This window comes from Fischerella sp. (assembly GCF_013388695.1).
GTDB lineage: Bacteria > Cyanobacteriota > Cyanobacteriia > Cyanobacteriales > Nostocaceae > PCC9605.
In genome coordinates this window covers 1-7,804 of the sequence record NZ_JACAEU010000001.1, presented here as the reverse complement: position 1 = coordinate 7,804, position 7,804 = coordinate 1, and the positions used below count along the sequence as shown (strand labels likewise).

Genomic DNA, 7,804 nt, shown 5'->3' with positions numbered 1-7,804 from the left:
TTTGTGGAGCGAAGAATCTCGATAGATGCTACTCTGCGAGAAGCCGCTGTCGCGTCTACGTTCCGCGTTGCTACACTCAGCATGACAACATCAAATTCATACTTCAAATCAGCAACGCCCTATTTTGCTAGTTGAATAATTAATGATTCTTTGCCAATGCTTTAAATTGAGTAAACAGCAGGAAATTACTAATATATGCGGTTTATACTTAATTAATTTCCTCTTATAGTACCTTAAAACATGGTTAGAGAAAATCACATAACTGTTGGCAATAATTTACACGGAAAAAACCATGTTCGAGCCAAAAATAACGCGATCGCGTTTTATTAAACATTTCTTGGCTGGGTTTGGTGCGGTTTTAATATTGTCTGCCTGCAATGATTCTGGCAACAACACTGGCAGTACGTCCACGACTGCACCCACCAAAGCAGCAACCGAAACAGGTACAACTGGCAAAACTCTTAAAGTTGCTACAGAACCTGCTTTTCCGCCCTTTGAGTCCAAAGGAACGGGAAATGAGCTAGTGGGCTTTGATATTGACTTGATGAAAGCAGTGGGAAAAACAGCCGGAATGACAGTTGAGTTTCAGAGTCTGCCTTTCGATGGCATTATTCCGGCACTCCAAGCCAATTCGATTGATGCTGCTATCAGTGCCATCACAATTACACCAGAACGCGCTCAAACAATATCCTTTTCTAGACCTTACTTTAAAGCTGGATTAGCGATCGCTGTCCGCCAAGATGACACAACTATCACCAACTTAGATAGTCTTAAAAACAAGAAAATTGCCGCCCAAATTGGCACAACAGGCGCAAAAACAGCCAAAAAGATTTCTGGTGCTCAGGTACGGGAATTTGACTCTGCTCCATTAGCTTTGCAGGAACTGGCAAATGGTAACGTAGATGCTGTGGTCAACGATGCTCCTGTCACATTAGAAGCTATCAAGAGTGGTAATCTCAAAGGTATAAAGGTAGTTGGTGAACTCGTTACCGAAGAATACTACGGCATTGCCATGCCGAAAAACTCTCCAAACCTCAACGCTATCAACACAGCTTTAGCAAAAATAATTGCAGATGGCAGCTATGCCCAAATTTATAAGAAGTGGTTTGGCGTAGAACCACCGCAATTACCAGAAACTGCTCCCACCTCCTAGTGGTTCATCGCATTAATTATGAGAGGTTTGTAGTGAGCGATTTATCGCTCAATTTCAAGGGCTAAAGCCCTAACTACGAACCTTCACAACTTATCAAAACTAATACGATAGACCACTAGCAATCTGCTACATAACCTTTGGAGGGTAGACAAGTGGGGAGGTGGGGAAAACTATACCCCATCACCCCATCTCGAAATCCTCATCACCCCATTAAAGAAAAATGTTGCAAAGCCTAAATATCATTCTCAACGCTCTACCTAGTTTGCTAATTGGTGCTTTAGTCACACTTCAAATCACTGCCCTCTCAGTTTTATTAGGTATGGTTGGTGGCTCATTAATTGGTATTGCTCGTCTTTCGCCAATTGTGCCTCTGCGTTGGGCAACTCGCACTTATATCGATTTCTTTCGCGGTACTCCTCTGCTGGTACAGATTTTTATGATTTACTTCGGCTTGCCAGCACTGGCTCAAAGCTTTGGTGTCACTCTGCGCTTTGATCGTTTACTAGCTGCGGTTGTCGCTCTTAGCCTTAACAGTGCTGCTTATATTGGTGAAATTGTCCGCGCTGGTATCCAATCCATCGATCCAGGACAAGCAGAAGCAGCAAATTCTCTGGGTATGAGTGGAGTACAAACTATGCGCTACATTATCTTTCCCCAAGCACTGCGCCGCATGATTCCACCTTTGGGAAATGAATTTATTACCTTGCTCAAGGATACAAGTCTCGTTGCAGTGATTGGCTTTGAAGAACTATTTCGGCGGGGTCAATTAATTGTGGCTGATACTTATCGTGCTTTTGAGATTTACACCGCAGTTGCTTTGGTATACCTAGTTCTCACCTTGGCTTCATCCCAATTTTTTTCTTTTCTAGAAGTCTGGATGAATCCAGCCAAACGTCAGAAACACAAGTCGATCAAATCAAGTTAGCCATCATTAAGGCAGAGGACAGAAATTTTTCATGGGTTCTGATATAAGCATTTCATGACAGCTAAGTAGAAAGGTATAAATAAACTAAAAATGGGGGCGGGCTAGAAGCCGATCCCACAAGAGCTTTAATAATATTGTGGGGTGGGCATCCTGCCCGCCCATATCAAATACAAGATATTTTACGTTTAATTATGTTGACCTACTTACCTAAAGATTTGACTATGCTTTGACCAAACAATCATAAGTTGAAGAAAAATTCGATTTAAGTAGTAAATGAGCGCATGTAAACACCTGATTGTGCAAAATTTTTGAGCCGCTCTTTTAATTTAGTCGGAAGGCGATTGAAAGCACTACCTTGCCATCCTTTTGTTCTTTAATATTCCATGTGTCCACAGTATTTGTCTCCTTTATGAATGTGCCAACCCCAGTTGGCTGGAATTACTTCATATCCACTCAGAGTTTGAGTCAAGTAAAGCGTAATTTGCTCAAGATTATGTTGAGGTTTCATAGCATTTTATAATTCAGACAGGAATTATTATTTACTAATCAATATTCTCCTGATTAAGAGATATTCAGCACCTTTCTTTGGAGCTATTTGGTTACTTACTTAGGAGAGATTAACTAACAAGGTTTGGTTTATCAATCTATCCAAATACGGAGATACTATTAATAGTAATTCTGCCAAAAGATAGAAGCCAAGATTTTATTTAAAAAATATGTTCGATGTGAATTGAAGCTATGACAAAAATTCTATTTTAAAAATCGACCACAGATGTACTGAGTATTAGGTATAGGTGATTGGGTACTGGGTATTGGGAGAAGATTTTTCTCATCTTCCAGCTGATGGGATATGCTATTTTCTATTTAAAGCGCGATACTCCCAAGGAGGGGTGAATTTAGAATCACTCCAAATACCCCGTTGTTGTTGCTTTGCTTGTACTTCAGCTTGTTGAATGATTTTTTTGCTGGGACACTTATTTAAATAGGGACGATAAACCAGCGCCAACCCTTCACGCGCTAACACTTCCTGGATAAACGTACCATTTCGTAACCGCACTTCTGCAACTTTGCGTCCATAGCGATCGCTATCTGTGATAGTTAAAGTGACGCGATCGCCAGCTTGTTTGACTAACTCCTGCACTCTTTCTTGTGCTTTTGCACCCCAAGTAAACTGATTGCGATCGCTAGCTGCTTTACTTTCTCTTTCTCTTTTGGAATGGGGTATTTCTGGTGCATCCACACAGGCGAAACGCACAGTGAATTCATCACCTTTTGGATCTTTCACCTTGAGAGTATCGCCATCGCTGACTCGTTCAACTAAATCGCCAGAAGGAAAAAGGCGATCGCATCCCATCAGCCCAAAAATCAGGATAGCAGCACAAAGCCAAATTAAAGCTTGTTTAGTTATTTTCACAACCCTAAATCACTATATTTTCTGATGAATGATAATAGCAAACTACAAATCTTTATCTGTAAAGCAAGTTAACACAGTGTAAACACTGTTGTCATTCTCTATATTCAGTAGTTTTTATGACTAGATTTTTTAAAAAATACTTAATTCAACTTGACTGTGAGCATCTTGCACGCCTATGTAACAGCCACCAGGCAAGCCCACCACCCTTGAGTACTTGGCAGGAAGTGGAAGCATATCTGCAAAAATCTCAAGGTATTATCCTTCCAATAGGTTCTACAGAACAACATGGGCCAACGGGGTTAATTGGCACTGATGCGATTTGTGCAGAAGCGATCGCTCGTGGTGTGGGTGAAATAACCGAAGCAATGGTTGCTCCTACAATTTCAGACTATAACCACAACAGAATGGAGGCGATCGCTATCTTGCCTTGAATGTTCTGCAAGCGAACTTCTTCACTCAAAGTTTGTGTGCCAATGGTTTTGAACTTTTCTTCAATACGATCGTCAATTTTCGGGTCGATCTAATGCCAATCCCATCAATTCAACGCCCGATCGCTGTCCCAAAGCGCCCCGCATACAGGCATATTCATCAAACGTCGCCACATCATCAACTTTGGCAAACTGAGCCCGAATCAGTATTGGAACCGGGTGCCAACTATGTTTGCCCATGACAGCAGGCGTAGAGTGATCGGCAGCCACCACGAAGACATCGGGATTGAGCGCTGTTGTGATATTAGTGATTTTTGTATCTTGGTTCTTGCAAAAAACCCGCTTGGGGTTAGTACTGCGGAGTATTGGCGAATCAGCCACAGCCGCTGATGCTTTGGGTTTGCCAGTAAATAGGGTACGTTATTTGGCAGTGCTGTTTGGTGGGGCGATGGCAGGTTTGGCGGGGGGTTATCTCTCCTTAGCATATACGCCATTTTGGGCGGAAGGCATGACTGCTGGACGGGGATGGATAGCGATCGCCCTTGTTGTTTTTGCTAGTTGGAAACCAAAAAGGATTCTCTGGGGTGCTTATTTATTTGGTGGAGTCAGTGCTATACAGTTAATTCTGCAAGGATTAGGTTTAGATATCTCTCCCTATCTTTTATCTTCCTTACCTTACCTAGCTACAATCTTAGTACTAGCGATCATTTCACGAGATGCCACCCGTATCCAAATAGGCGCACCCGCATCACTGGGTCAACCATTGCAAAAATTATGAACTATAAACTATAAATTATGAAACTCTTAATTTTTTCATTCATAATTCAACATTTTTATGCAATCTCCATCTTTTCAAGCGATTACACAACGTCCAGTTTCAAAATTACCTAACAATGCCAAAGTAGCTGTATGGGTGGTAATGAATGTAGAACATTTCACCTTTGGTAAACTCGGAACAGCAATTCAACCCCATTTGAATAGTTACCCAGAAATTGCCAACTATGGTTGGCGAGACTACGGTAATCGCATCGGTATTTGGCGATTATTTGACCTAGAGTGCTTTTAATCCGGATAATTTGCAATTGCGGTGTGCGATCGCTGCGAGTGTTCCTGCACCCCGCCTGTTGGAATTGAAAACAGTAGAGACGTTGCATGCAACGTCTCTACAGGATATAGATTTTATTGATAATGCTAAGGCTAGTGCTACTTATCGCCGTGAGGTGACACAAGTTTTAATTAGGCGATCGCTCCAACAATTAAAAGTATTTTAAATATATATGGAAGAAGCATTCAAATTCCAAGTTAACAACCAAGATTTTACAGTAAATTGTCATCCCGGAACCAGCCTTTTAACTCTGCTACGACAACTAGGCTGGTTTGGTGTTCATCGTGGTTGCGATCGCGGAGATTGCGGTGCTTGTACGGTTTGGGTAAATGATATACCAATCCACAGTTGTATTTACCCAGCCATGCGAATAGCCAATCAATCGGTGACAACAATTGAAGGGTTATCAGAAAATGGCGAACTTGCACCAATGCAGCAAGCATTTTTGCAAGGACAAGGTTTTCAATGCGGTTTCTGCACTCCAGGTATGATTATGAGTGCAGCGAAATTGCCTTTTGCATCACCAGAAGAATTGCGTTTGGCTTTAAAGGGTAATCTTTGCCGTTGCACAGGGTATCAAGCGATTATTGAAAGTATTCTCCCCACCTCCCCATCTCCCTCTCTTCATCTATCGGACAGAGTATCCCCAAACAAGACGGTACAGCAATTGTCACAGGCAAAGCATCTTACACCGCAGATTTTGTGCCACCTGGTTTACTACATCTTAAAGTACTGCGATCGCCTCATCCTCACGCTTACATCCGCAAAATTAACAGCGAACCAGCCAAAGCACTCCCTGGCGTTGTTGCTGTCTTCACTCATGCAGATGTCCCCAGGATAGCTTACACCACCGCCGGACATGCTGAACCTGTACCCGACCCCCTCGACCATTATTTATTAAATTCGCCGGGAATACCGCCCACCCTTGTGGTGGCGGATGAAAGGCGAGGCGATGACGAAGTGACAGATAGCCTATCGCTCCAATTAAAAATTAAAAATTCAAAATTAAGAAGAAATAAAAATTTTTAATTTTTAATTGTTTAGGGGCTTGTACGACGAAGTAGGATTATTTCTGGTTAATTCATGAAACGCACTGTCTCGGTTCCCGTCAAATTGCCCCATGAGAGGTTTCTGCTGGATTATGTACAACAGATTTTGCCATGAGTATGGCAGCATTGCGGCAAGGGTGGGAGGATGAGAATCTACAACGAATTTTAGCGGGCGATCGCTCCGTATCACTTTGGGCAGATATGCCACCAGACTTTGCTGAAGATTTGGCATTGATTCGCCTGCAAATTCTTGAACGCCAACAGCGTTACATAGAATACTTAAATCTTGCCCGTGCCGAAGGATTAATGCAGCAATATCTGACGCGGTTGGTAGCTGTGGGGCAAGTTGAAGAAGCAATGGCTGCTGCTAAAACTCACATGAGTACAGCAGAAACAGCATTTGCGCTTGCCAAAGCTTTGCGGGAGAGAGAGCATTTATCGGAAGCCTTAGCGATCGCTCAAACAGGATTGACATTATCAGGGCATTGTCTCTATGACTTGGCTGCTTGGACAAGTGATTTAGCACAATCTTTAAGTAATTTCTCTGCCGCTGTGAATGCAAGTATCGTTGCTTTTAATACTCGTCCTTCATTTCGCTATTACCGCAAGGTGGAAGAGTTAGTTGGGGACAGTTGGTCTACTGTGAAACAAGATTTACTGAAAACTCTAAGAGCATATCGGGATTGGGGAGCAGAACAAGCGAAGGTGGATATTTTTCTATATGAGGGATTAGTAGATGATGCCATTACTGTTGTCAGTTCACCCTATTTTAGTCCAGAACTGGTAATGCGGGTTATGGAGACAGCAATTCCCCATCGTCCCGATTGGGTAATTGACAATGCCCGTAGTCGAGCCGAACCAATTATAAATCAGGGTAAGGCGGATCGCTACGATGAAGTTGTGAAATGGTTGCAAAAGGTGAAAGCGGCCTATTTTCAGTTGGGACAACAAAGCCAGTGGTCTGATTATCGCTCCCAACTAACGACTACTCATGGGCGCAAACGTAAGCTGATGGAATTGTTTAAGCAGCTAGTATGAAAAGGCACTCCCTATGAACTTCTTACACCATTAAATATGAAAGTGTCATTGGGCATAGGTATATCAATATTAATCACATCAGAACAAAATTTGAGAGCAGATTTTATCGTTAAATATATCTTGCTAATTATCCTTGCTGTTACTACCAGCTTCTACTGTAGCTACAACCTCGCCAGTCAAGCTGGTATCATAACCACCGAGTGCTTTGTGAAATCACCTGTCGATGTCCCAAAGTGCCGAGCAATTGTTGCACAGGTGCTTCTTCCAAATATTGCTTGAGAATTACCAAATCGTATCGTGACTGATACAGGGGGATAAATCCCAGTCCAAAAGTTTGACCAAAACTGTATCCATATCTAAGAGGCGATTTCCCTCACCATCAGCAGGAATCATCTCAGTGCGAAAAGCATCTTTACCGATTAGAGGATGAGCTACCCATTGTCCCCCGATTCTTGCCAAGCAGACTCGTAACCCCTCACCGACTGTCAAGGCAACAGATGTGTTGATCGGTGTTGATTAATAATTAGCAATTTTTCATCAATATTATTCTCTACGAGGCGTTGCTGAATCAAGATATGAATTTACAATTCACGGGTATGTAGAGACGTAGCAATGCTACGTCTCTACAATGATTTGGCATCGAGCTACAAAAATGTATGCAAACATAATTCATGACCAAATTCAGCAACGCC

At 42.4% G+C, this 7,804-nt stretch carries 9 protein-coding genes and 5 pseudogenes; 9 read left to right on the top strand and 5 right to left on the bottom strand.

All coding sequences use genetic code 11. From position 1 onward, the window contains the following. Positions 1-307: 307 nt before the first annotated feature. Both HXY43_RS00070 and HXY43_RS00065 read left to right on the top strand, forming a co-directional pair. Positions 308-1,135, top strand: a pseudogene (locus tag HXY43_RS00070) (basic amino acid ABC transporter substrate-binding protein); the annotation flags it as partial. 247 nt (positions 1,136-1,382) lie between these two features. Next, a pseudogene (locus HXY43_RS00065) lies at positions 1,383-2,078 on the top strand (amino acid ABC transporter permease); the annotation flags it as partial. Positions 2,079-2,451: 373 nt separating this feature from the next. On the opposite strand, the gene HXY43_RS00060 reads toward HXY43_RS00065, so the two are convergent. Together HXY43_RS00060 and HXY43_RS00055 are read right to left on the bottom strand one after the other, a co-directional pair. Beyond that, complete coding sequence (locus HXY43_RS00060) at positions 2,452-2,586, bottom strand: hypothetical protein (RefSeq protein ID WP_290878506.1); 135 nt, start codon at positions 2,584-2,586, stop codon at positions 2,452-2,454. A gap of 345 nt (positions 2,587-2,931) precedes the next feature. Further along, positions 2,932-3,492: a thermonuclease family protein gene (locus HXY43_RS00055; protein WP_290878505.1), complete on the bottom strand. Its 561-nt coding sequence runs from the start codon at positions 3,490-3,492 to the stop codon at positions 2,932-2,934. A 206-nt stretch (positions 3,493-3,698) separates the two neighbouring features. Here HXY43_RS00055 and HXY43_RS00050 point away from each other — a divergent pair. Continuing rightward, positions 3,699-3,875: pseudogene (locus tag HXY43_RS00050) on the top strand (creatininase family protein); the annotation flags it as partial. A 120-nt stretch (positions 3,876-3,995) separates the two neighbouring features. Here the strand turns inward: HXY43_RS00050 and HXY43_RS00045 are convergent. Continuing rightward, positions 3,996-4,301, bottom strand: a complete 306-nt coding sequence (locus HXY43_RS00045; RefSeq protein ID WP_290878504.1) for a hypothetical protein — start codon at positions 4,299-4,301, stop codon at positions 3,996-3,998. Between HXY43_RS00045 and HXY43_RS00040 the strand changes: the two genes are divergently transcribed. The 6 genes and pseudogenes from HXY43_RS00040 (at position 4,219) to HXY43_RS00015 (ending at position 7,112) form a co-directional block, all read left to right on the top strand. Continuing rightward, on the top strand, positions 4,219-4,698 hold the full coding sequence (locus HXY43_RS00040) for an ABC transporter permease (protein WP_290878503.1): 480 nt from the start codon (positions 4,219-4,221) through the stop codon (positions 4,696-4,698). The genes HXY43_RS00045 and HXY43_RS00040 overlap by 83 nt on opposite strands. Before the next feature lie 57 nt (positions 4,699-4,755). Then, positions 4,756-4,974 (top strand): annotated as a pseudogene (locus HXY43_RS00035) (polysaccharide deacetylase); the annotation flags it as partial. Between the two features lie 22 nt (positions 4,975-4,996). Then, positions 4,997-5,191 carry a hypothetical protein gene (locus HXY43_RS00030; protein ID WP_290878502.1) on the top strand — a complete coding sequence of 65 codons (195 nt, stop codon included), beginning with the start codon at positions 4,997-4,999 and terminating at the stop codon, positions 5,189-5,191. Between the two features lie 6 nt (positions 5,192-5,197). Continuing rightward, entirely contained in the window at positions 5,198-5,866 is a 669-nt protein-coding gene (locus HXY43_RS00025; protein ID WP_290878501.1) for a (2Fe-2S)-binding protein, read from the top strand. Further along, positions 5,758-6,054, top strand: a complete 297-nt coding sequence (locus tag HXY43_RS00020) for a hypothetical protein (RefSeq protein ID WP_290878508.1) — start codon at positions 5,758-5,760, stop codon at positions 6,052-6,054. Before HXY43_RS00025 ends, HXY43_RS00020 begins: the two co-directional genes overlap by 109 nt. Before the next feature lie 131 nt (positions 6,055-6,185). Next, positions 6,186-7,112 carry a hypothetical protein gene (locus tag HXY43_RS00015; RefSeq protein ID WP_290878500.1) on the top strand — a complete coding sequence of 309 codons (927 nt, stop codon included), beginning with the start codon at positions 6,186-6,188 and terminating at the stop codon, positions 7,110-7,112. A 123-nt stretch (positions 7,113-7,235) separates the two neighbouring features. On the opposite strand, the pseudogene HXY43_RS00010 reads toward HXY43_RS00015, so the two are convergent. After that, positions 7,236-7,443: pseudogene (locus HXY43_RS00010) on the bottom strand (substrate-binding domain-containing protein); the annotation flags it as partial. Further along, complete coding sequence (locus tag HXY43_RS00005) at positions 7,395-7,601, bottom strand: hypothetical protein (RefSeq protein ID WP_290878499.1); 207 nt, start codon at positions 7,599-7,601, stop codon at positions 7,395-7,397. The gene HXY43_RS00005 and the pseudogene HXY43_RS00010, both read right to left, overlap by 49 nt. Positions 7,602-7,804 lie beyond the last annotated feature (203 nt).

What these genes read in the sequence shown, in the direction of transcription:
- HXY43_RS00015 (WP_290878500.1), top strand. Translation starts at nt 6,186, where the DNA reads ATGAGTATGGCAGCATTGCGGCAAGGGTGGGAGGATGAGAATCTACAA.
- HXY43_RS00025 (WP_290878501.1), top strand. Translation starts at nt 5,198, where the DNA reads ATGGAAGAAGCATTCAAATTCCAAGTTAACAACCAAGATTTTACAGTA.
- HXY43_RS00060 (WP_290878506.1), bottom strand. Translation starts at nt 2,586, where the DNA reads ATGAAACCTCAACATAATCTTGAGCAAATTACGCTTTACTTGACTCAA.